Source organism: Labrys sp. E2SS-1L, assembly GCF_057073705.1.
Window position 1 is genome coordinate 1,073,822 of sequence record NZ_CP172713.1, and the last position, 22,481, is coordinate 1,096,302.

22 protein-coding genes are annotated in these 22,481 nt (G+C 63.0%); 9 read left to right on the forward strand and 13 right to left on the reverse strand.

Annotation, left to right across the window (positions count from 1 at the left end; genetic code table 11):
• Window positions 1-6: 6 nt before the first annotated feature.
• The 3 genes from ACIGJE_RS30515 (at window position 7) to ACIGJE_RS30525 (ending at window position 2,686) form a co-directional block, all read left to right on the forward strand.
• Window positions 7-771: an SDR family oxidoreductase gene (locus ACIGJE_RS30515; protein WP_415085633.1), complete on the forward strand. Its 765-nt coding sequence runs from the start codon at window positions 7-9 to the stop codon at window positions 769-771.
• A 140-nt stretch (window positions 772-911) separates the two neighbouring features.
• Complete coding sequence (locus ACIGJE_RS30520; protein ID WP_311936572.1) at window positions 912-1,883, forward strand: sugar-binding transcriptional regulator; 972 nt, start codon at window positions 912-914, stop codon at window positions 1,881-1,883.
• A gap of 11 nt (window positions 1,884-1,894) precedes the next feature.
• Window positions 1,895-2,686: a glucose 1-dehydrogenase gene (locus ACIGJE_RS30525; protein WP_367624629.1), complete on the forward strand. Its 792-nt coding sequence runs from the start codon at window positions 1,895-1,897 to the stop codon at window positions 2,684-2,686.
• 82 nt (window positions 2,687-2,768) lie between these two features.
• Here ACIGJE_RS30525 and ACIGJE_RS30530 read toward each other — a convergent pair whose 3' ends face one another.
• From ACIGJE_RS30530 to ACIGJE_RS30590, 13 genes are all read right to left on the reverse strand, one after another.
• Entirely contained in the window at window positions 2,769-4,565 is a 1,797-nt protein-coding gene (locus tag ACIGJE_RS30530) for a flavin-containing monooxygenase (protein WP_415085636.1), read from the reverse strand.
• A 232-nt stretch (window positions 4,566-4,797) separates the two neighbouring features.
• The gene (locus ACIGJE_RS30535; protein WP_311936580.1) at window positions 4,798-5,865 is read right to left on the reverse strand and encodes an ABC transporter ATP-binding protein; all 1,068 of its coding nucleotides are present in this window, start codon (window positions 5,863-5,865) and stop codon (window positions 4,798-4,800) included.
• Between the two features lie 23 nt (window positions 5,866-5,888).
• The gene (locus ACIGJE_RS30540; RefSeq protein ID WP_311936583.1) at window positions 5,889-6,782 is read right to left on the reverse strand and encodes a sugar phosphate isomerase/epimerase family protein; all 894 of its coding nucleotides are present in this window, start codon (window positions 6,780-6,782) and stop codon (window positions 5,889-5,891) included.
• Between the two features lie 35 nt (window positions 6,783-6,817).
• Window positions 6,818-7,588: an SDR family NAD(P)-dependent oxidoreductase gene (locus ACIGJE_RS30545; RefSeq protein ID WP_367624631.1), complete on the reverse strand. Its 771-nt coding sequence runs from the start codon at window positions 7,586-7,588 to the stop codon at window positions 6,818-6,820.
• 129 nt (window positions 7,589-7,717) lie between these two features.
• Window positions 7,718-8,539 (reverse strand): carbohydrate ABC transporter permease, encoded by an 822-nt coding sequence (locus ACIGJE_RS30550; RefSeq protein WP_415085639.1) that lies wholly within the window; start codon window positions 8,537-8,539, stop codon window positions 7,718-7,720.
• Complete coding sequence (locus ACIGJE_RS30555; protein WP_415085641.1) at window positions 8,532-9,464, reverse strand: carbohydrate ABC transporter permease; 933 nt, start codon at window positions 9,462-9,464, stop codon at window positions 8,532-8,534. The genes ACIGJE_RS30550 and ACIGJE_RS30555 overlap by 8 nt, the downstream gene beginning before the upstream one ends.
• 150 nt (window positions 9,465-9,614) lie before the next feature.
• The gene (locus tag ACIGJE_RS30560; protein ID WP_311936595.1) at window positions 9,615-10,964 is read right to left on the reverse strand and encodes an extracellular solute-binding protein; all 1,350 of its coding nucleotides are present in this window, start codon (window positions 10,962-10,964) and stop codon (window positions 9,615-9,617) included.
• Between the two features lie 85 nt (window positions 10,965-11,049).
• Window positions 11,050-12,147, reverse strand: coding sequence for a LacI family DNA-binding transcriptional regulator (locus tag ACIGJE_RS30565; RefSeq protein ID WP_367624635.1), 1,098 nt, complete (start codon window positions 12,145-12,147; stop codon window positions 11,050-11,052).
• Between the two features lie 248 nt (window positions 12,148-12,395).
• Window positions 12,396-13,169 carry an SDR family NAD(P)-dependent oxidoreductase gene (locus tag ACIGJE_RS30570; RefSeq protein ID WP_367624636.1) on the reverse strand — a complete coding sequence of 258 codons (774 nt, stop codon included), beginning with the start codon at window positions 13,167-13,169 and terminating at the stop codon, window positions 12,396-12,398.
• A 66-nt stretch (window positions 13,170-13,235) separates the two neighbouring features.
• On the reverse strand, window positions 13,236-13,919 hold the full coding sequence (locus tag ACIGJE_RS30575) for a class II aldolase/adducin family protein (protein WP_367624637.1): 684 nt from the start codon (window positions 13,917-13,919) through the stop codon (window positions 13,236-13,238).
• Window positions 13,920-14,016: 97 nt separating this feature from the next.
• Window positions 14,017-14,772 carry a DeoR/GlpR family DNA-binding transcription regulator gene (locus ACIGJE_RS30580; RefSeq protein WP_367624638.1) on the reverse strand — a complete coding sequence of 252 codons (756 nt, stop codon included), beginning with the start codon at window positions 14,770-14,772 and terminating at the stop codon, window positions 14,017-14,019.
• 36 nt (window positions 14,773-14,808) lie between these two features.
• Window positions 14,809-16,212, reverse strand: coding sequence for a rhamnulokinase (locus tag ACIGJE_RS30585; RefSeq protein ID WP_483680473.1), 1,404 nt, complete (start codon window positions 16,210-16,212; stop codon window positions 14,809-14,811).
• A 210-nt stretch (window positions 16,213-16,422) separates the two neighbouring features.
• Window positions 16,423-16,899: an Lrp/AsnC ligand binding domain-containing protein gene (locus ACIGJE_RS30590; protein ID WP_311936612.1), complete on the reverse strand. Its 477-nt coding sequence runs from the start codon at window positions 16,897-16,899 to the stop codon at window positions 16,423-16,425.
• A 137-nt stretch (window positions 16,900-17,036) separates the two neighbouring features.
• Between ACIGJE_RS30590 and ACIGJE_RS30595 the strand changes: the two genes are divergently transcribed.
• The 6 genes from ACIGJE_RS30595 (at window position 17,037) to glnQ (ending at window position 22,468) form a co-directional block, all read left to right on the forward strand.
• Window positions 17,037-18,056, forward strand: coding sequence for a 1-aminocyclopropane-1-carboxylate deaminase (locus tag ACIGJE_RS30595; protein WP_483680475.1), 1,020 nt, complete (start codon window positions 17,037-17,039; stop codon window positions 18,054-18,056).
• 255 nt (window positions 18,057-18,311) lie between these two features.
• Window positions 18,312-19,187: a helix-turn-helix domain-containing protein gene (locus tag ACIGJE_RS30600; RefSeq protein WP_367624640.1), complete on the forward strand. Its 876-nt coding sequence runs from the start codon at window positions 18,312-18,314 to the stop codon at window positions 19,185-19,187.
• A gap of 78 nt (window positions 19,188-19,265) precedes the next feature.
• Window positions 19,266-20,153, forward strand: coding sequence for a PhzF family phenazine biosynthesis protein (locus ACIGJE_RS30605; protein WP_367624641.1), 888 nt, complete (start codon window positions 19,266-19,268; stop codon window positions 20,151-20,153).
• A gap of 66 nt (window positions 20,154-20,219) precedes the next feature.
• Window positions 20,220-20,972: a transporter substrate-binding domain-containing protein gene (locus ACIGJE_RS30610; RefSeq protein ID WP_367624642.1), complete on the forward strand. Its 753-nt coding sequence runs from the start codon at window positions 20,220-20,222 to the stop codon at window positions 20,970-20,972.
• 114 nt (window positions 20,973-21,086) lie between these two features.
• The gene (gene glnP, locus ACIGJE_RS30615; protein ID WP_311936622.1) at window positions 21,087-21,743 is read left to right on the forward strand and encodes a glutamine ABC transporter permease GlnP; all 657 of its coding nucleotides are present in this window, start codon (window positions 21,087-21,089) and stop codon (window positions 21,741-21,743) included.
• On the forward strand, window positions 21,740-22,468 hold the full coding sequence (gene glnQ, locus ACIGJE_RS30620) for a glutamine ABC transporter ATP-binding protein GlnQ (RefSeq protein WP_367624644.1): 729 nt from the start codon (window positions 21,740-21,742) through the stop codon (window positions 22,466-22,468). The genes glnP and glnQ overlap by 4 nt, the downstream gene beginning before the upstream one ends.
• Window positions 22,469-22,481: the final 13 nt, after the last annotated feature.

The window sequence follows — 22,481 nt, forward strand, 5'->3', positions numbered from 1 at the left end:
GCGAACATGGAAATCTTCAGACTGGATGGCCAGGCCGCCTTCGTGACGGGTGCCGGCAGCGGCATCGGCCAACGGATCGCCATCGGCCTTGCGGAGGCGGGCGCCGACGTCGCCTGCTTCGACCTGCCGGGCTCGGCGACCATCGGCCAGACTGTGAGCGCCATCGAAAAGCTCGGCCGCAAGGTCGTCGCCCTGGCGGGCAGCGTCGCCCAGGCGGAGGATCTTGCCCACGGCATCCGGGAGGCCGAGGAGGCGGTGGGTCCGCTGACCATCGCCGTCAATGCCGCTGGAATCGCCAATGCGGCGCCGGCCGAGGACATGCCGCTCGAGCAATGGCAGCGCATGCTGGACATCAACCTGACCGGCATCTTCCTGTCGTGCCAGGCCGAGGCTCGCGTCATGCTGCCGCGGGGGAGAGGCACCATCGTGAACATCGCCTCGATGTCCGGCTCGATCGTCAATCGGGGCATCCAGCAGATCCACTACAACACCTCCAAGGCCGGTGTCGTCCATCTGACCAAGAGTCTGGCGATGGAGTGGGTCGATCGCGGCATCCGTGTCAATGCGATCAGCCCGGGCTACACCTCGACGCCCATGAATCTGCGCGCTGAGGTCGCCGAACAGGTGAAGCGCTTCGAAGCCGAGACCCCGATGGGCCGCATGGCAACCGTCGACGAAATGGTCGGACCGGCCGTTTTCCTTGCTTCGCGCGCTTCGTCCTTCGTGACGGGTGTCGATCTGCTGGTCGATGGCGGCTTCGAGTGCTGGTGAATGCCGCACAGGGCAACGTCACGGTGCAAGAGTGAGATCCGTGCTTGTCGCCCTTCGACGATCCGGTCGAGAATGCGGGTTCGCCTCGTGCGGCAGCTTGCCCGCGAAAATAGCTCTCTCGCCGGATAACGACTGAAGCCATGTCCAGGGCCGACGAACTCCGCCTCATCACACGCGTTGCGCAGATGTATTACCTTGATGCCATCAAGCAGTCCGATATCTCCGAGCGCCTGCACATCCCGCAGGCCCGGGTTTCGCGCCTGCTGAAGAAGGCCCTGGACGAGAACATCGTCCGCATCTCGATCACGCCGCCGCCGGGGGTCTTCGCGGAGTTGGAGGCCGGCCTGCGCGAGCGTTTCGGCATCGAGGAGGCCATCGTTGCCGAGGCGCTCAGCGAACGGGACGAAACCGTTCTGGCCGCCATCGGCGATGCCGCCGCCCATTTCCTCGAATCGACGATTGCGGATGACGAGGTGATCGGGGTTTCCTCATGGAGCCTGTCGCTGATGCGCACCGTCGATGCGATCACGCCGATCAAGCGCGTCCAGGCGCAGAAGGTGGTGCAGATCTTCGGCGGCATGGGCAATCCCACCATGCAGTCCCATGCCCAGCACATCGTCACGCGCCTCGCCCAGCTCACCAATGCCAAACCGCAATTCCTGCCTGCTCCGGGCGTCGCCGGCTCGCCGGAGAGCAGGAACGTCCTGATGGCCGACCCGTTCGTCGAGGAGACGGTGCGCTGCTTTCGCGAGATCACCTTGATGCTGGTCGGCATCGGCTCGATGACGCCGTCCTACATGCTGGTCAATTCAGGCAATGCCTTCACGCGCGAGGAGCTGGACGAACTGGCCGCCCATGGCGCCGTCGGCGACATGGGCCTGCGCTTCTTCGATGCGGAAGGCCGGCCGGTGATCACCCCCCTCAACGACAGGGTCATCTCGATACCCCTCGAAGAGATCAAGGCCGCCAAGCGGGTGGTCGCCGTCGCCGGCGGCAGCCGCAAGGTGCCGGCCATTCGGGCCGCCATGCTCGGCGGCTACATCGACGTCCTCATTACCGATCACTTCACCGCCGAGCAGTTACTCAGCGGCGATCCCCCCCGAAAGACCTGAAAGGAAGAGCCATGACCGCCCCCTCCCGCTTCACCGGAAAGACCGTCGTGATCACCGGCGCCAGTCGAGGCATCGGCGCCGCCATTGCACGACGTTTTGCCCGGGAAGGCGCGGCGGTCGTCGTGAGCGCCAACGAGGCGCGCGTCGAGGAGGTGGCTGCCGAGATCAAGGCGCAAGGCGGCAAGGCGGCGGCCTTCGTCGCCGACGTCACGGATAGGGCCAGCGTGACGGCACTTTACGATATCGCCGAGCAGCAATTCGGCAAAGTGGATATATCGGTCCAGAATGCCGGCGTCATCACCATCGCACGGATCGAGGACATGACCGAGGCGGAGTGGGACAAGGTCATGGACGTCAACACCAAGGGCGTCTTCCTGTGCTGCCAGGAAGCGATCCGGCGTATCCGCAAGCATGGCCAGGGAGGCCGCTTGATCAACACCGCCTCGGGACAGGCGCGGCAGGGCTTCATCTTCACGCCGCATTATGCCGCCTCGAAATTCGGCGTCGTCGGCGTTACGCAGAGCCTGGCCAAGGAAGTCGCGAAGGAAGGCATCACCGTCAACGCCTTCTGCCCCGGCATCATCGAAACGGACATGTGGGCCTATAACGACACGGCCTGGGGCAAGCTGCTGGGCAACTACAAGCCCGGCGAGTTGATGGCCGAATGGGTTCGCAACATCCCGATGGCCCGTGCCGGCAATGGCGAGGACGTCGCCGGCCTGGTCGCGTTCCTGGCCAGCGACGACGCCGCCTACATCACCGGCCAGACCATCAATGTCGATGGCGGGCTGATCATGTCGTGAAGCAGCCATCCACCCCCGGTGATCGATACCGACCACCGGGCGCAGGCCGCGACGATCGACCGTCGGACGACCTTTCCCCTCGTCAGGCCAGGTGATGAACCGGCGGGATGCCGAACACCGGCGTGGGTATTCCCTCCAGGCGCGCCTTCAGCTGCAAGGCGAGATATTGGGAGTAATGGCGGGACTGGTGCAGGTTCCCGCCATGGAACCAGAGCCCATCCTGCCGGGTGGGCTTCCACATGTTGCGTGGCTCGCCCTCCCAAGGGCCGGGATCCTTGGTGGTATCGGAGCCGAGCCCCCAGACCTTGCCCACCCGATCCGCCACCTCCTGCGAAATCAACCTGGCGGCCCAGCCGTTCATCGAACCATAGCCGGTGGCGTAGACGATGAGATCGGCCGGCAGTTCGGTGCCATCGCTGAGCACCACGCCGTTCCGGGTGATTTCGCGGACCCCGACGCCGCTTTTCAGCTTGATATCCCCGTTCGCGATCAGGTCGGAAGCACCGACATCGATGTAGTAGCCCGAACCGCGCCGCATATATTTGAGAAACAGGCCGGATTCGTCGTCGCCGAAGTCGAGCAGGAAGCCTGCCTTTTCGAGCCTCTCCAGGAGATCGGCATCCGCAGCCTTGATGGAGGCGGTCACGGGCTTTAGGATTTCCGGCATGAGCCTGTAGGGCACCGAGGCGTTGAGCAGATCGGCCTTGTCGGTATCAATGCCCCGCTCGAGGGCGTCCTCCGAATAGAGCCGGCTGGTGCCGAACCGGAAGAGCGCGTCCGAGGTGGCGACATGCGTCGAGGTACGCTGCACCATGGTGACATCGGCGCCCTTCTCCCACAGATCCGCGCAGATGTCGTGGGCGGAATTGTTCGAGCCGATGACGACGCATTTCTTGCCGCTATAGGCTTCGCTGCTTTTGTAGCGGCTGGAATGGCATTGCTCGCCTGCGAAGAGATCCATGCCGGGAAAAGTGGGCTCATTGGGAATGCCGGACATGCCGGTCGCTAGAATGAGATGCCTGGGCGCGAGCGTAACCGGCCTGCCCTCGCGCAGGACCTCCACGCTCCATTGCCCTCGCTCGGCATCGAAGGACGCCTTGCGACAGGGTGAGGAACTCCAGACATCGAGCTCCATCACCTTGGCATAGGCCTCGAGCCAGTCGGCCATCTTGTCCTTGGGTGTATAGACCGGCCAGTCGTCGGGGAAAGGCAGATAGGGCATGTGGTCGTACCAGACCGGATCATGCAGGCAGAGCGACTTGTAGCGCTTGCGCCATGAATCGCCCGGCCGCGCATGGGCCTCAACGATGAGCGTCGGCACGCCGAGGCGCTTCAGCCGGGCTCCGAGCGCCAGGCCGCCCTGCCCCGCCCCGACGATCAGGCAATAGGGCTGGGTCTCGGAGCCGAGGGAAGCCTCCTCTTCCTGCCGTCGCTCCAACCAGGTCTGGCGATCGCGGTGAACGCCATGCTGGGCCCCCATGACCCGCCGGCGCCCCTTCTTTTCCTCGAAGCCCTTCAACTCCTCCATCGAAGTCAGCAGCGTCCAGCAAAGATCGCCCTTGAGGCGGACATAGCCGCGACAGCGTGCCTCTGTGGTTTCGAACGTAAAAAACCCTTCGGTGATGCCATCGGTTTCCGACGCCTCGTCCTGCACGGTAAAGGCGCTGGGCCGGGTGCGTGCGAAGGTCGCGTCAATCAGGTCACCGACGCCTTCCCTGCCCTCGGCGGTGTGCAGGTTCCAGGTGAACGCCAGCAGATCGCGCCAATAGCAATCCTCGGCGAACAAAGCGAGGAGCGCAGATCTGTCGGCAGCCGCCGCGGCGAGAGCAAAGCGATCCAGCCACCTCGAAAGCTGGCCCTTTGCATCCGGTCTACTCATGACATTTCATCCCTATGGTTTTTCAAATCGCGCCTCATTGTGATGCGGGCGCTCGTAAAAAGCGGCGGCTTGACGACGCACACCGGCAATCTGCCTCGCCAACCAACCGTATATCAAAACGTAATACTATGGATTCTTCTTGCACCTCGTTCTTTCAGCATCAAGGGGAAGTGATTGCAAAGTATGTGTCAAGTAATTTCGAAGTCAGAAGTACCTGGGATGGAAGCACCCCTCATGCGGCGATCGCCGTTCCGCCGCCATCGAAGAGATGGACGCGGGACGCATCCGGCGTCAGGAAGATCCTGTCGCCGGTCTTGAAGCGTCTTTCGCCCACGGCGCGCACGGTGATGGTGCCGAGCGATGGAACCTCGACATAGAGCAGGGCATCGCTGCCCAACTGCTCCTCCAGGGACACCGTGCCTTCCCACAGGCCCTCATCGGGCGAGTAGAGAACATGCTCCGGGCGGATGCCGAGCGTCATCTTCTGGTCCAGTCGCGAGTGCCACCCATCCGGCAGGGCGACTGTCGAGCCACCCGGAAGCTCCAGGTCCCTGTCGCCGCTCGGCGCCGCCGGCAGGAAGTTCATCTTGGGCGAGCCGATGAAGCTCGCGACGAAGAGATTGGCGGGATGGTCGTAGAGTTCGAGCGGCGTAGAGAACTGTTCGACATTGCCCGCCCGCAGCACCACGATACGATCGGCCATCGTCATGGCCTCGACCTGGTCGTGGGTCACGTAGATCATCGTGGTGCGAAGGGTCCGGTGCAGCCGGATCAGCTCGATGCGCATCTGCACGCGCAGGGCCGCATCGAGATTGGACAGGGGTTCGTCGAACAGGAAGGCGGTGGGCGAGCGCACGATGGCCCGCCCGATCGCCACGCGCTGGCGCTGGCCGCCGGAAAGCTGGCGGGGCTTGCGGTCCAGGTAGTCCTCCAGGGCCAGGATGCGCGAGGCTTCCGCCACCTTGCCGGCTATTTCCTGCCTGGACATGCCGGCGATCTTCAGGCCGAAGCCGATATTGTCCCGCACACTCATATGCGGATAGAGCGCATAGGACTGGAAGACCATGGCGATGCGGCGATCCGCCGGCGCGAGCCGGGAGACATCCTTGCCGTCGATCAAGACACGGCCGTCCGACAGTTGCTCCAGACCGGTGATCAGCCGGAGCAGCGACGACTTTCCGCAGCCCGACGGGCCGACGAACACCACGAACTCCCCGTCCTTCACTTCCAGGCTGACATCGGAGATGACCTGGTGAGACCCATATTTCTTGCTGACACGGTCGAACTGGATGCTTCCCATGGTCACCTCCTGATGGCTGAGATCTAGACGAGGCCGCTGCGGCCGCGCTTTTCGGTCTCGTAGGCGGCCTTGAGGTGAGCCTGCGTGAAGATCTTGGCGTGCGCGGCGAGGTCATCCCCGTCGTCCCACAGGTCACGCCAGATGCCGAGGATGCCTTCGAGAGGTTGGCCGACGACCCGGGAGGAGAAGGATTCGAAGGTGATCGGCCCCTGGTAGTTGGCTTTGGCGAGGGCGCGGAAGATCATCTTGAAATCGATCGAGCCGGTGCCGAGATAGCCCCGGTTTGAATCGCCGGTATGGAAATAGCCGAGCAGCGGTCCGGTCTCGACGATGGCGGCGGCGACGTCAGCTTCCTCGATGTTCATGTGATAGCAGTCGAGATGGACCTTGACGTTCGGCGCACCGATCCGCTTGCACATCTCGACCGCCTGCGCCGCCGTGTTGAGAACGTTGCTCTCATAGCGGTTGACCACCTCCAGCCCGAGGGTGATGTCGCTCTTGGCCGCCTGCTCGGCGACCCGCTGCAGGACCTCGACCGCGCGGGCGACGCCGTCCTTGGTGGGCGGCACGGCATATTTCTGGAACGCCGAATAGATGATCCCGCAGATATGCGTGCCCTTGAGGTCCCGGGCAATCGAGACGATGTCGAGAAGGCGCCGTTCCCCGCGCTTGGCCATCTCCGGGTCGCCGTTCGAAATATCGGTGGTGGCATCGAGGCCGAGGGAGAAGGTGATGCCGACATTGGCCTTCTCGAGCTCGCGCCGCGTGAAGTCCACGTCGAACACGCTCGGATCCAGGGCCGGCGCCTCGATGATGTCATAGCCCAGTTCCGCCGTCTTCCCGATGGCCCGAGCACATTGCTCGTGGCTCCAGCCGGGCGTCCAGACAAAGGCGTGCAGTCCCAGTTTATTGTTCACGATGCTGGTCTTTCTTTCAGCAGAGGTTGATGGTTTCAGTGGAAGATGATGCCGCCGCAGACGTTGAGCGCCTGCCCGGTGATGAAGGATGCATCATCGGACGCGAAAAAAGCGACAGAACCGACGACATCCTCAGGATATCCCAGGCGGCCGAGCGTGGTCTTCTCGATGACTTTCTTGAGCGACTCCTCGTCCCGATAATTGTTGCGGCCCATGTCGGTGTCGATGATGCCGGGGCAGACCGCATTGACGGTGATGCCGTCGAGGCCGACCTCCATAGCCAGGATATGGGTGAAGCTGATCACGGCGGCCTTGGACGAGCAGTAATGGGCCTGGCCGACGCCGCCGCGCTTGCCGCCAATGGAGGCGATGTTGATGATGCGGCCTGCCTTGCGCTGCCGGAAATGGCCGAGCAACGCCTTGGTCACCATGAAGGTGCCCTTGGTGTTGACGTCATACATGCGGTCCCATTCGTCCGGCTCGATGTCCTCGACCTTGTGGACGGACAGGACGCCCGCATTGTTGACCAGGACATCGATGGTGCCGCAGCGGGCAAGGGCGTATTCCGCCAGCGAGGCGACGTCATCGGGATTGCTGACATCGGCATAGGCGATGTCGCAGCGCCCTCCGCTGGCCTCGACCTCGGCCCGCAGCTTTTCCATTTCTTCGTGCTGGCGTTCGATGTCGTTGGCGACGACGTGGTAGCCCTCGGCCGCCAGACGCTTGACGATGGCGCGCCCGATGCCACGGCTCGCGCCGGTGACGACGGCTGCGCGGTTCCGGCCGCGCTGGGCTAATTCAGACATGTGGGATCTCCGTGGTCTTGTTCTAGAGCAAAATGACATTCCCCTTATTGTCATTTTGCTATAACCCTTTGTTTTAACGTGTTTTCTTGATCGAAAAGTCGATCAACTTTTCTGGAAAACGCTTTGAGGTCAGTCCTTGACAGCGCCCATCGTCATTCCCGAGACGATGTGGCGCTGCATGAAGAGGGTGAAGATTACCGGTGGCACGCATTGGATGATCGAGGCGGCGGCGATCAGGTCCCAATAGACCTTGCCCGTGCCGATGAAGGAGGAGATCACCACCGGCAGCGTGCGGGCCGAGCGGGTGGTCAGGAACAGCGAGAGCAGGAACTCGTTCCAGCAGAAGATGAAGACGAAGGTCGCCACCGTCATCACGCCGCTCAGGCTCATGGGCAGGGCGATCCGCGCGAGCACCTGGGTCCAGCTGCAGCCTTCCAGGCGCGCCGCCTCGATCACCTCGCGCGGGACCCGGCGCAGGAAGGACATCGAGACCCAGACCGCGAAGGGCAGGTTGAAACCCGCATAGGCGATGATCAGCGCCCACACGCTGTCGAGAAGGCCGAGCCCCCTGAAGATCACGAACAGCGGCACGGCGGCTGCGATCGGCGGCATCATGCGGGTCGACAGGATCCAGTCGGCGATCGCGTTGGAGGCGCGCATCTGGAAGTTCACCAGGCCGAAAGCCGTGGGAATGGCGAACAGCAGCGCCAGCGCGGTGGCGCCAAGCGTGACCACGACCGAATTCAGGATGAAGGGCCAGTAGTCGCTGAAGATATGCGCGTAATTGTCGAGATAGGTGAAGTCCGGGATCCAGACCGGCGGAATGGCGATGATGTCGCTGGTGTTCTTGAACGAACTCAGGCCGATCCACAGCAACGGCCCGACGGCGAAGGCCGTGAAGGCGAGAGCCGCAATGACGAGCCCGATGTCCTTGCCACGAATGCTATGCATTTTCCACGCTCCTCAGCAGGCGAACCGCGAAGGTGGTGATGACGATGCTGATGACGAGGATGAGAACGGCGGCGGCCGAGCCGACGCCGATCTGGAAATACTGGAAATCCTGCTGGTAGGCATAGAGCGTCACCACCATGGTGGCATCGCCCGGGCCGCCGCGCGTGGTGACATAGATGACGTCGAAGAAGCGCAGCACATCGATGATGCGCAGGATGACGCCGAGCAGCACGACGTTGAGGATCGAGGGCACCTCCAGCGACCAGAGGATATGGTGCCAGCGCGCGCCGTCGACGCGGGCGGCTTCATAGAGATCGGTGCGGATCGAGGTCAGGGCCGCCAGGCACAGCAGCATCATGAAGGGCGACCACTGCCACACATTGATCAGCACCATGGAGACCATAGCCGTGACGGGCTCGCCGAACCAGGAAACGGGCGTCAGCCCGACGAGCTGGATGACGTAGTTCACCACCCCCAATGTCGGGTTGAACAGATAGGCGAAGATCATGCCGACGATCAGCGGCGTCACCATCATCGGCATCAGATAGAGCGAGCGCAGCGCCCCGACCCAGCGCAGATGCGACAGCTCGTAGAACACCTTCGCGGCGGTGAAGCCGATGACGATCTCCAGCGAGATCGAACTGACGCCCAGGATGGCCGTGTTGAGGAGGGCGCGCAGGAACAGCCCGTCATGCAGGAGAAAGAGATAATTGTCGAAGCCGGTGAACACGGCGCGCTGCAGCGTGGTGAGCTTGACCTGATGCAGGCTGAGATAGACCGAATAGACGAAGGGATAGATGGTCAGGAACAGCAGGAAGAGACAGGTCGGCAGGATAAAGGCCGTCTGCTGCAGGCGGTCGTTGCGCAGGAAGGCAAGCCGCCGCCGGGGCAGGTCTTGGGAATATGCTAGGGCCGCGGGCTGCATGGAGGTCCGCCTCTCTGGTTGGCTGCCGGCCGGACCCTGGCGGATGCAAACCGCCAGGGATCTCGGCGATCCCCCTCCCCCATGCCGGAGGAGGGTCGTCCGATCAGGACATGAAGCGGGTTATGCCCACTAGAGCAAAACGCTATAGGCTTACTTCAGGGCGCCCGAGGACTTCAGGAGCTGCGTGGCCTTGGCATTGGCATCGTCCATGGCATCCTTCACCGACATCTCGCCGATGATCGCCTTGTTGACGTTGACGCCAATGGTGTCGATCAGCTGGAAGGTGGCGGGAATGCGCGGGCGGACCTCCGTCCAGGCCGTCTTCTGGGCCTCGGCGATGGTCTTGGTCCAGGGGAACTTGGCCTGGACCTCGGCATCGTTGATGGCGCTCAGGCGGCTCGGCGTGCCGCCCGCCAGGGCATAGCGCTTGTGCTCGGCCGGGCTCGCATACCATTTCATGAAATCCCAGGCCGCGTCCTTCTGGGTGCCATGGGCGTTGAGGCACATGACCCAGCCGCCGACCGGCGGAACCGGCTTGCCTGCCTTGGACGGCATCAGGACGCTGCCGAACTTGCCGGCGATCTGGCTGGTCTTGGGATCGTTGGCGATCTGGGCGCGCACCGACCAGTCGTTCATCATGGCGAGCTTGCCGCTGGCAAAGGCGCTGGCACGTTCGTCCCAGGCGTAGCTCTCGACGCCGGGCGGGCCGAATTTCACCATGTCCTTGAAGAATTGCACGAGATCGAGGGACTCGGGCGAATTCAGGGTCGGCGTCATGTCGGCATAGGGATCAGCCGCGCCGATGACATTGCTCTTCCAGGGTGAGCCGCCGGCATTGAAGATCCATTCGAAATATTGCTGGCCGGCTGCTGCGCCACGCTGATTGTTCATGGCATAGCCATAGACGCCCGGAAAATCCGGATTGTTGGTGAAGAACTTGGCAGCCTTCTGCAATTCGTCGAAGGTCTTGGGCGGCTGCATCTTCGCCTTGTCGAACAGGTCCGTGCGGTAATACATCAGCTCGTAGTAAATCGCGACGGGCAGGCAGTATTTCTTGTTGTCCCAGCTCGCCTGGCCGGCGCCCGAGGAGGTGTAGTCGTCCCAGGCGATCACCTTGGGATCCTCCTTGGCGATGCGGTCGTCGAGGGCATCGATGCAGCCGGCCTCGACGAACTCGCCGATCCAGATGCCGTCGATGAGCAGCACGTCATAGCTGCTGTCGTTCTGCGAGCAGTTCAACAGCTCCTTGTCGTGCAGGGCGTCGTAGCCATTGCCATCGACCTCCACCTTGGCACCGGTGAGCTTGGTGTAATCGTCCTTGGTGGCCTTGATCGCCTCGATGAAGGGGTCGCTGATGCTGATCAGTTTCAGCGTCTTGCCCGCCTGGTCGGCGAGCTTGCCTTTCCAATCGATGTCCTGGGCGTGTGCGGCCAGACCGACGAGACAGGCAAGCGCGGACGCCGTGCCGACCATGATCTGCTTGAATGCGGGGCGTTTCATATTGATCCTCCATTCCGGCCGTTCTTATGGGCGCGCCGGTGCCGGTGACGGCGCGTCGTTTCAAGATCGCGAAGGGGCTGGCGAGCTAGACCCTGGGCTGCCTGGCCACGGATTTTCGTCGCGTTCCGCCCTTGGCCGGCTCTTCGGCGGCAGGCAGGCGACGGATCGGCAGGCCGATCCTCTTGGTCGAGTTTCTCAGGATGAGTTCGCAAGGCAGGCGGACATGCCGGGGCACGGCAGCCGGATCGTCGATCCTGGCGCGAATGGTCGCCCAAGCCTGCGCGGCGATCTGCTCGACGTCCTGCCGCATGGCTGTGATGGGCGGCGCCGTCGCGCGCATCCAGGCATAGTCGTCGAAGCCGACCAGCGAGATGTCCTCGGGAATCCGGATATTGCGCTGGGCCATGTCGGCAAGAACACCGAGGGTCCCGAAATTGGTGAGGGCGATGACGGCGGTGGGCCGCTCATTGGCCGTGAACCAGCGTTGCAGGCCCTCGGCGACGGTCTCGAATGTCTGGCCGACTTCGAGAATGGGCGGAGCAGGCAGGCCCGCTTGCTCGAAGACCTGCACAATGCCGGCGCAGCGCTCGCGAATATTGGCGATACGCGTGGTGGTTGCGACCACCAGGGCATTGCTGTGCCCATATTCCAGGAGGTGCTCGGCGGCGTGTCGCCCGGCGGAAAAATTGTCGCTGCCGATGGTATCGCCCTCGAAACCCTCGGTTATGCGGTCGACGACGACATAGGGCACGCCGACATCGTCGAGAAGCGTGCGGGTGGCGAAGCGATCATCGTTCGGAATGATGACGACGCCCGACGGACGCCAGGACAGCAGGGCCGACAGGCGGGATCGCTCGACCTCTTCATTCTCGTTCGAGCTCGCCACGATGATGTCGTAGCCCTCATCCTGGACGCAACGTTCCAGGCTGGCGATGACGGCGCTGAAATAGGGATTGTCGAGACTTGGTACCAGAACGGTGACGACGCGCGCCTTTCCCGTTCTGAGTTGCGAGGCAACCCGGTCGACCTCGTAGCCCAATTCACGCGCAATGGCCTGCACGCGCTCGGCGACCTCCGGGGTTGCCGCCCCCTGGCGGCCATTGAGGACGTTCGACACCGTCGCCGGCGAAACGCCGGCCCGCGTTGCAACATTCCTGATGGAAATACGCTTAGGTTTGCGCATGGCAGCCCAACGTTTCCGTTCCCTGTCATTCTTACTTAAACGATTTAATAAAACGATTCACCAGCTGATCGTGTTTGTCAACACCTTACTGAATCGTTTTAGTACGGAGACCCGATCACAGGAGAGAAGACGGCCGCGAGCGGTAGCGTCCACGCCTCAGCGTCCCGCCAAGCCGCCATCGGGACCGAAGGAAATCGTTGCAAAGGGCTGTCGACGGTGAAGGCCGCGGGCCCTTCCGCCGGCCGCCATCACCAGCAGGTAAAGCCGCCGTCCGCCACCACCGTGGTGCCCGTCATCAGGCTGGAGGCATCGCAAGCCAGGAAATGCACCACCGAGGCGATCTCGTCCGGCTTGCCGAGACGATGCATCGGCGTGTCGCGCAGCCAGACGTCGATCATGCCGTCATTGTCGTGGCGATACATGGTCATGGCGGTCTCGATATAGGTCGGCGCCACCGCATTGACCCGCACGCCCCGATCGGCCCATTCGGCGGCCAGCGACGAGGTCATCTGGTGCACGGCAGCCTTGGCTGCATTGTAGTAGGTCTGCTTTTGCGGGCGGTTCGAAATCAGGCCGGACATCGAGCCGATATTCACGATGGCTCCCCGGCCGGCCTTGAGCATGTGGCGGCCGAATGCACGATTGCACCAGAAGACGCCGTTGTAGTTGACGTCGTTCACATGCAGCCAATGCTCGTCGCTCACATCCTCGGCCGCCGTTCCAGAACGGGCAATGCCGGCATTGGCAACCAGGATGTCCACCCGGCCATGGTCCCTCACGACATCCTCCGCCAGGGCCTCGACCTCGGCGGGCTTGGTCACGTCGACCTGGCGCACATCGACTTCGTAGCCCTTGCGCGCCAGTTCCGCCCGCCCCTCGGCGGCGATCGACAGGTCGATGTCGGCAATGACGACTTTTGCGCCGTTTTCCAACAGGGCTTCGGCGCAACTCAGGCCAATGCCGCGCCCACCGCCGGTGACGACGGCAACCCTCCCGTCGAGGCGGAACTTGCGTGCATACATGGCGTCCTCCCGTTCCAGATTTTGTGGGAATGCAAGATTTTGTGGGAATGCCCGTCGAGGCCGGCCCTATTCGGCGGCGCGGTCGAGGAAAGGATGGCGACCGGGCTGGGCGAACTTGGTGCGGCGGATATCGAGAAGCCTCTCGATCTGCTCGGCGTTGAATTCCTTCGCGCCGCCATAATGGGCCGCGAGATAGACGACCTTGGCGTAGTAATCGAGCGCTTCCATCTTGAAATAGGCGCTGGTGAGATCGTGGCCGTAGGAGAGTGCGCCGTGGTTTTCCAGCAGCAGCGCATCATATCGGTCGAGATAGGGCGCGATCGCCTCGGACAATTCGCTCGTCGAGGGTAGCGCGTAGGGCGTCAGCGGCACCTCGCCGAGGAACATGGTGGATTCGGGCATGATCTGCTGCGTGATCGGCTTGCCGCAGATGGCGTGAACCGTGGCATAGAGAGGATGGGCGTGCACGACCGCCCGGACATCGGGCCGATGATCATAGACGCATAGATGCATCTTGATCTCGGTCGAGGGACGAAAGCCCTTGTCCTCGACGAGTGCCCCCTGCCGGTCGATCCGGCAGATCATCTCCGGCGTCATGAACCCCTTGGACACGCTGGTCGGGGTGCACAGCAAGGTGCCGTCGTCCAGCAGAACCGAGAAGTTGCCGTCATTGGCGGCGCCCATCTCGCGCGCATAGGCGCGGCGCCCGATTTCACAGATATATTCGCGCAATCGGAGATCGTCTTGCATGCCGGGCACCTCGCTGGGTTGGCCCGAGCTATCGCAAATTCGGTCAGAAAGTCAACTATTCGGACATTTTATTTTTGAACTTGCCCGATCTTGCCCATCACACGATCAGCTTCACCTTGTTCCTTTCGAACAAGTCGCGCCATTCCGGTGATGGCTCCCGGTCCGTGACCACGAAATCGATGGATTCGAAGCCGCAGATGCTGATCAAGGCCGTCTTGCCGAACTTCTCGCCGTCGACGAGGAGGCAAACCCGTTGTGCGCTGGCGATGAAGGCCCGCTTCACCTCCGCATCGGCCATGTTCGCCTCCATGAGGCCGCCGGCCAGCGAGATTGCCTTGCAGCTGATCAGGGCGACATCCGCATTGAACTGGGCGATGGTCCGGCTGGCCAGCGGGCCGACGAAGGTCATCGAGCGGCGCCGCAATTCTCCGCCGACCGACATGATCGTATAGGCAGGCAAGCTAGGGTCCGACAGGACGCGGACGGAATTGGTGATGAGGGTCAGATCTCGCCGGTTGCCGAGACCTCTCAAGGTTTCATAGGCCGTCGAGGATGAGTCCATCATCACCGCATCGCCATCCTTGACCAGCGCCGATGCCTTCTGGGCGATCAGGCGCTTGGCCCCGATATTGATGAGATGTCGTGTCCGATAAGGCAGGTCTTCGGCTTCGCCTTTGAGCGCGACCGCGCCCCCATGCGTCCGGCTGAGCAGACCCTCTTTCTCGAGCTTGTTGAGATCGCGCCGTATGGTCTCTTCGGTAACCGCCAATTCCTGGCTGAGCGCGGTCACCATGACGCTGCGATTACGGGTGACAAGGTCGAGTATCCTGGTTTTTCGCTCAGCCGCCAACATGCATCACCAGATCACCTGACCAAATATCGGAACGTTTCAGACAAGATTGCGAATGTCGACGGATCGTTCAACCAGAGCCCGGCCTTCTTCCAAGGATTTTATCTGCCCCAGACCAAGGAGCTGGACCAAGGCGTTACCCCAGGAACTCGCCTCGATTGGACCGATGCGCACGGCCTTTCCGGAACAGGCTGCGATCCGGTCGCACAAAATCGCGTCCTGCGCGCCGCCCCCGCACAAGGTGAGGCTCGGCAGCACGCGGCCCGTCAGCTGCTCGATCACCCGGACCGCAGAGCCGATTTCTGAGGCGAGGCCATTATAGACGGCCAGCGCCAGACCACCGAGGTCATAAGGGGGAAAGGTGCCGTTCCGCGCGCAGGACCTGCGGATCGCCTCGATGATATCGGGAGGATTGAAGAAGAGCGGATCGGATGGGTCGATGGCGGGCGTATCGTCCAGACGGGCGGCTTCCATCACCTGATCGGCGATCCCGGCAAACGTCACGGGCCGGCCATCGCGCTGCTGCCAGGCGGCCCGCAGCTTCTGGATGAGATGCAGGCCGTTCAAACTCTTGATCAGGAAGGTGCGGCCATCGACACCGCCCTCGTTCCCGAATCCCGCCGCCCGCACGGCATCGTCGAGATCGGGCGCGCGCCGCTCCAGACCGATCAGTGACCAGGATCCACAGATCACGAAGCCACCGCCATCCGCAAGATCGAGAGCCGCCACGGCGCTGGCCGTGTCATGGGCCGCGACCGAGATCACCGGAACCGGCCCCAGCCTGTCGGCAAATTCGCCGCGCAACCTGCCATAGACCTCGGCGGGACGGATGATGGGCTGCAGCAACCGCCGCGGCAGGCCGAGCCTTTGGCAGAGTTCGGCGCTCCAATCCTCCGTGCGGGCATCGACGAGCCCGGACGTACGGGCCAGGGTCAATTCGGACCGCAGCCTGCCGGTCAGATGATGGTTGACGATATCGGCCATCATCAGGAGGTTGCGGCTTCTCGCCAACGTCCCGGAGGCGTGCCGCGACTGGTCGAAAAGCTGGCAGATCGTATTGACCGGCAGGTCCTGCGCACCCGAGATCGCATAGAGCTCCTCCGGGGCGAGCGGCAGGGCATCCCGCCCGCGCTGCGAACGCGGATGGCGATAGTGGCAGGGCTCTTCCACGATGCCGCCGGCGTGATCCAGCAGCGCGTAATCCAGGCCCCAGCTGTCCACGCCGATGGAATCGAGCGAACTCACCGCGGCGCTACACCGGCGCAGGCTCTCCTCTACCCCGTCGAACAGGCGCGAAAGACACCAATGCGGGCCATCGTCCCGTTCGACCGCGTAGCCGTCGAAGCGGTGAATTTCATCGAGCCGCAGCCGACGATTCTCAAACGTCGCCAGCATCGCGCGACCACTACCGGCTCCGAGGTCGAGGACGAGACAGCGCGCCATCGGCACTCCTTCCGGTTTCATCTTCTTCGACAAACAACATTATCGGGCAAATCTTGCCAGGCCGATTGTTGAAAAAAGTCCGAATGCGACCTTACGCTCCCACGCGCCTGATCGGCAACCCATGACCGTGCCGTTTAGCATCCATCCTCTGGAGCCATGAATCCCGAGCCGGCACGGCGCCGCCCTCTCGCGGCACCGGGAGCCCCGCCATCAGAATGGCAGGCGCGCATTGTCCTTGACCTGTTTCATGACGAAGAAGGTGCGGGTCTGCCTCACGCCCGGCAATGCGATCAGTTTCTGCCCGTGCAGCTTGTTGAAATCCGCCATGTCGCGGACGCGGATTTTCAGCAGATAGTCGAAATCGCCCGCCACCAGGTTGCAGTCCAGAACTTCCTTGAGCTTGAGCACTGCTCCCTCGAAGGCCGCAAAGCTCTCGGGTGTCGAACGGTCAAGCACCACACCGACCATCACGAGGGCATCGAGCCCGACGGACGTCGGAGAGACTTCGGCACGCACACCGGTGATGAAACCTTCGTCGAACAGGCGCTGCGTGCGCCTGTGGCAGGTGGCCGGGCTGACATTCACGCGCGCGGCGAGATCGGCATTGCTCAACCGGCCGTCGATATGCAGTGCCCGTAAGATGTTGATGTCGATGCGATCGAGATCGCTAATGGAAGGTTCTTTCATTTTTATACTTCTTGATGAGAGATATTATGCCACAATGATAGTTCGGCTTTCATTCTCGTGAAAGCCGAAGGTCAAATTCGGAAGCACCATCCAGGGCTTTTCGACTAGGCTCCGTTTCGTCTCATGGAGCCCGTCCAATGTCCCTTCTTGAAAAGTTCGAGCGCTATCCGCTCACCTTCGGTCCAACCCCGATCGAGCACCTGCCGCGTCTCACCCAGGCCCTCGGCGGCAAGGTCCAGATCTATGCCAAGCGCGATGATTGCAATTCCGGCCTCGCCATGGGCGGCAACAAGCTCAGGAAGCTTGAATATATCGTGCCGGATGCCATCGCCTCGGGTGCGGACACGCTGGTGTCGATCGGCGGCGTTCAATCCAACCACACTCGCATGGTGGCGGCGACCGCTGCCAAGATCGGCATGAAATGCGTGGTCATCCAGGAGAAATGGGTGCCGCATTACGACGCCGTCTATGACCGCGTCGGCAACATCCTGATGACCCGGCTGATGGGCGCGGATTCCCGGCTCGTCGATGACGGCTTCGATATCGGCATCCGCAAGAGCTGGGAGGATGCGATCCAGTCGGTCGAGGCGGCCGGCGGCAAGCCCTATCCGATCCCGGCCGGCGCGTCGGTGCACAAGTTCGGCGCCCTCGGCTATGTCGGCTTTGCCGAGGAGGTCGCCAGGCAGGAGGCTGAGCTTGGCTTCACGTTCGACTATGTCGTGGTCTGCGTCGTCACCGGCTCGACCCAGGGCGGCATGATCGTCGGCTTTGCCGCGCAGGGGCGCGCCGATCGCGTGATCGGCATCGATGCTTCGGGCACCCTCGAACAGACGCGGGCGCAGGTGCGCTCCATCGTCGACAACACCGCGGAACTGGTCGGCCTCGGCCGCACGATCGGCGAGCACGAGATCGTCATCAACCCGGACTACGCCTATCCGGCCTATGGCGTGCCGTCGGACGAGACCAACGAGGCGATCCGCCTCGCCGCCCGTACCGAGGCGATGATCACGGATCCGGTCTATGAGGGCAAGTCGATGCAGGGGCTGATCGACCTGACACGCAAGGGGTTCTTCCCCGAGGGCTCGCGCGTGCTCTACGCCCATCTCGGCGGTGCGCCGGCCTTGAACGGCTACAGCTATTACTATCGCGAAGGCTGACAGGGATCGTGCGTTCCCGCGCCTGTCCGGCAAGCGGGTGGCCGAGGGGACGGATCCGAAAAAGGTCCGCCCCCGCCCAGCGCATGCCGCATTGGCGCTCGGTGGGCGGCAGGCGGTAGCAGCGGCCACGCCTGACGCGAAGACACCGATGCGCAGCCCTTGCGTGGGCTGACTGGCTAAGGGCACACAGAGTTGCATTGCCGGTTCCCATCTACCGCTGTTACTCTGTGCGAAGGAAGGGATCAGAGATCAAGGATGCTGCGGTCATTCGAGCAATTGCGCGACACGGCAAGGTCCGATCTGCTCATAGCCGCCGACGACGAGCATGCGGCGGTGGCAGGTAGCGGCAGCTATGCCATGCCCTGGCATTGGCACGATTGTCTGATGTTCATCCTGCCCAGCCAGGGGACCGTCGAACTCAAGCACGAAGGCCGCCGCGAGGGGGCCTGGCTGTCGCAGGACCGGTTTGCGGTGGTGCCCCCGAACCAGGCGCATGAAACGAGGGCGGCCATCGGCGCTCATCGTCACCTTGCCATCTATGTGACGGGTGCCACGCTCAGCCGGCTCGACCGGGAAGCGGGCTCGCTCAGCGAGTTTCACCGGCGCACGCGCACCACGATCCTGGTTCACCGCACCTCCGCCGTGAAAGCCTTGCAGGCGCTATCGCTTCGAAATGGCCAGGGCGCCTACGGCGATGGCAAGGTCAGGCAGGCGCTGACATCCGCCCTGCTCGTGCAATGCATCGCCGAAGTCATGGCAGGGGAGATCGCGCCCGCTGCCTCACGCTACGAACACGGCATGGCGCTGGTCGAGGATCTCAAGCATTATCTGGCGCTTCATGCCGACGAGCAGGTTCCGCTCGACGCCCTGGCGGATCGCTTCGGCGTCTCGAGGCGCCACGTCACGCGCCTGTTCCGCGAAGGCACCGGCTTCTCGGTGGGCGAGTTCCAATTGCGGATCCGTCTGCGAACGGCATGCGAACTCCTTACCGGAACCGACCTGCCGGTCGGCGAGATCGCCTTCCGGGTGGGTTTCGAGAGCGGAGCGGCGCTTGCCCATGCCATGCGGCGCGCCGAGGGCCGATCCCCTTCCGACATCCGCAAGAGCCTGGCCCGGTCGATCAAAATCTAAGGCCCGTTCGGACGCGCGGAGCGAGGACCGCCGCGATAGCCTGCACGCCGTAAATTCTGCGCGACAGGCAGGTTGGCAATGGGTTCGGACGTTGAGATAGTCAGTGTGTTTGCGGCAGGCCCCAATGGAGGCAATCCGGCACCGATCGTGATCGATGCCGCTGGAATGTCCGATGCGGACATGCAGCAGGTTGCACGTTCCTCCGGCTATGAAAGCGGCTTCGTTCTTCCGCCACCGCCCGCCTCGAATTGCGATTTCGAACTCCGCTTCTGGGTGCCCAACCACGAAATGTCGATGTGCGGACATGTGACCGTCGGCGCCTTGTGGCTGCTGGATCGGCTGGGACGGCTGCCGGGTAACGAGCTTGCGATCTGGACCAAGAGCGGCCGCGTTGCGGCGAGAATTCGGGAACGAACCGAACGCGGTGCGGCTGTCGAAATCTCGCAGCCGGTCGGCACGGTCGAAACGCTCGGCGATGGCGACACCGCCGGCATCCTCGAGGTTCTCGGGGTGGGATCGGGCGATCTCGCACCAAGACCGATCCAGAACGCGTCGACCAGCCGGGTCAAGACGCTCGTCCCCCTGAAGAGCGCCGAGACCCTGAACGGGTTGAGCCCCGATTTCGCCAGGATCGAGGACCTATGCGACCGGATCGGCTCGACCGGCCTCTATCCCTACGCGGTGCTCGATGGGGACGCCCAGATCGTCGAGGCTCGCCAGTTCCCCAAGGCATCCGGCTATCCCGAGGACGCAGCCACCGGCATTGCCGCATCGGCCCTGTCCTTCGGCCTGCTCGCGAACGCCATGGTGGAAGCATCAGAGCGCCCGATAACAATCCGCCAGGGACGGGCAATGCGGCGCCCCTCGGAAATCCTGGTGCGTTTTCAACTCGGCCATGGGCGCCCTGCCGGCTGCTGGCTGGGAGGGGCCGTCCGCCTGGAAGGGCGTGACCGAGCCAGGTCCTGATCGGCAACAGGCCCGATCACCACAGGCACCAGCGCTCTGATGCCTGCCATAACAAAGGGGAAAAAAATGGATCGCAGACAGATTCTCCAGCTCGGCCTTCTGGCGGTGCCCGCCACAATTCTCGCTGGCCCGGCAAGGGCCGACGAAGCCGAGCTCATCGTCGGCTCCAATGTCGGCAGCCCACCCTTCGCCTACAAGGATGGCGATCACTATTCCGGCTTCGACATGGAGATGTTCGCCGAAGTCGCCAAGGCCCTGAACCGCAAATGGCGCGTGCAGCCGATGGACTTCGGCGCCCTCATCCCTGCCCTGCAGACGGGCAACATCGATGCGATCGTCTCGCAGCTGTTCATCAAACCCGAGCGGCAGAAAGTCATCGATTTTTCGGCCCCCTATTACCAGAGCGGGCTGGTGGCGGTGACGAGCGCCAGCAACACCACCATCAACACGCCCGACGACCTGGCCGGCAAGGCGATCGGCACCGAGACCGGAACCATCGCCGTCGACTACATCAAGGACCACATCAAGGGCGCGACGCTCGACCAGTTGCCGAGCATCAACAACGCCTTGCTGGCGCTTCAGGCCGGGCGTACCGACGCGGTCATCTATGACACGCCGGCCCTGATGTACTACGCCAACAACACGGGCAAGGGCAAAGTCCGGGTCATACGCCCGACCCTCGAAGGCCGTGATGTCGGTATCGGCTTCAGGAAGGGCAGCCCGCTCGTGATGCCGGCGAATGCGGCGCTGGCGGCGATGAAGGCCGACGGGCGGCTCAAGGCCATTCGCGAAAAATGGTTTGGACAGGACCCGGCGTGAGCTCGGCAGCAAGCCATCGAGAGCCGAAGCGCAATCACAGCCGAGGCTCGCCTAGCCCACTTGTCATCTCGCCTAGCCCACTTGTCATGTGGTCAACCATCGACGGGACCCCTGATGACTTTTGACTGGACGGCCGTCTTCGACGCTCTACCCGAGCTGCTGCAGGGCCTCGAGGTAACCATGCTGATCGCTCTGGCCGGCCTGGCCGGCGGCGTGGTTGTCGGGGCCATCACCGGCGCCCTGCTCACCTATGGAGGGTGGCTGGCGCAGGTTCCGGCTCAGCTCTATGTCGCCCTGATCCGCGGCACGCCGATCACCGTGCAGGTGATGTTCATCTATTTCGCGCTGCCCATCCTCATCGATGTCCGCATCAGCGCCGCCAGCGCGGGGATTCTGACCTTGATCATCAATTCCGGTGCCTACAATGCCGAGATCGTTCGCGGCGCGCTCGAGAGCGTTCCGGCGGGCCTGCGCGAGGCCGGCCTCGCCATGGGGTTGAGTTTTCGCAAGGTGCTCGTCCATGTCATCTCCCCCATAGCTGTCAGGCGCGCTCTTCCCGCCATGGGCAATCAGCTCGTCTCGGTGGTCAAGGACACCTCGATTTTTCTCGTCATCGGTGTCGGGGAATTGACCAGGCGCGGGCAGGAGATCATGTCCGGCAATTTTCGTGCCGTGGAGATCTGGACGGCGGTGGCCGTGATCTATCTGATCGTCATCAGCATTCTCGCCGTCAGCCTGCGGTTCGTCGAACGGGCGGCGCGCTTGCCATGAGCATGGTCGAATTCTCCAAGGTCTCGAAGCAGTTCGGCAGCCATCGCGTTCTGAAATCAATCGATCTTGCCATCGATCCCGGCGAGGTTGCCGTCGTGATCGGCCCATCCGGGTCCGGCAAGTCGACCATGCTCCGCTGCATCAACGTGCTGGAAAGGGTGAGTGAAGGCACCCTCCTGGTCGATGGCATCAGCGTCCTCGGTACGTCGCGCGATGTGCGGCGCATCCGGCTCGAGGCCGGCATGGTCTTCCAGCAGTTCAACCTGTTCCCGCATCTCACCGCCCTTCAGAACGTGATGTTCGGCCCGATCCGTGCGCGCGGCAAGAGCAAGGCGGAGGCGCGCGACATCGCCGCCGCCCTGTTGCAGAAGGTGGGCCTCGGCGAACGCATGGACCACTACCCCTCGCAGCTTTCCGGCGGCCAGCAGCAGCGCGTCGCCATCGCCCGCTCCCTGGCCGTCGGGCCCAAGCTGATGCTCTTCGACGAACCCACATCCGCGCTCGATCCGGAACTGCGCCAGGAGGTTCTGAAGGTCATGCAGACATTGGCGCTCGAAGGCATGACCATGGTCGTCGTGACCCACGAGATGGGATTTGCCAAGCGTGTCGGCTCACGTCTGCTCTTCATGGATGGCGGCCAACTCGTCCACGATGGCAAGCCCGCGGACCTGCTGTCGGATCCGCCAAGCGAGCGCTTTGCCGATTTCCTCAAGCATATCGACTGACGGAGTATCCCCT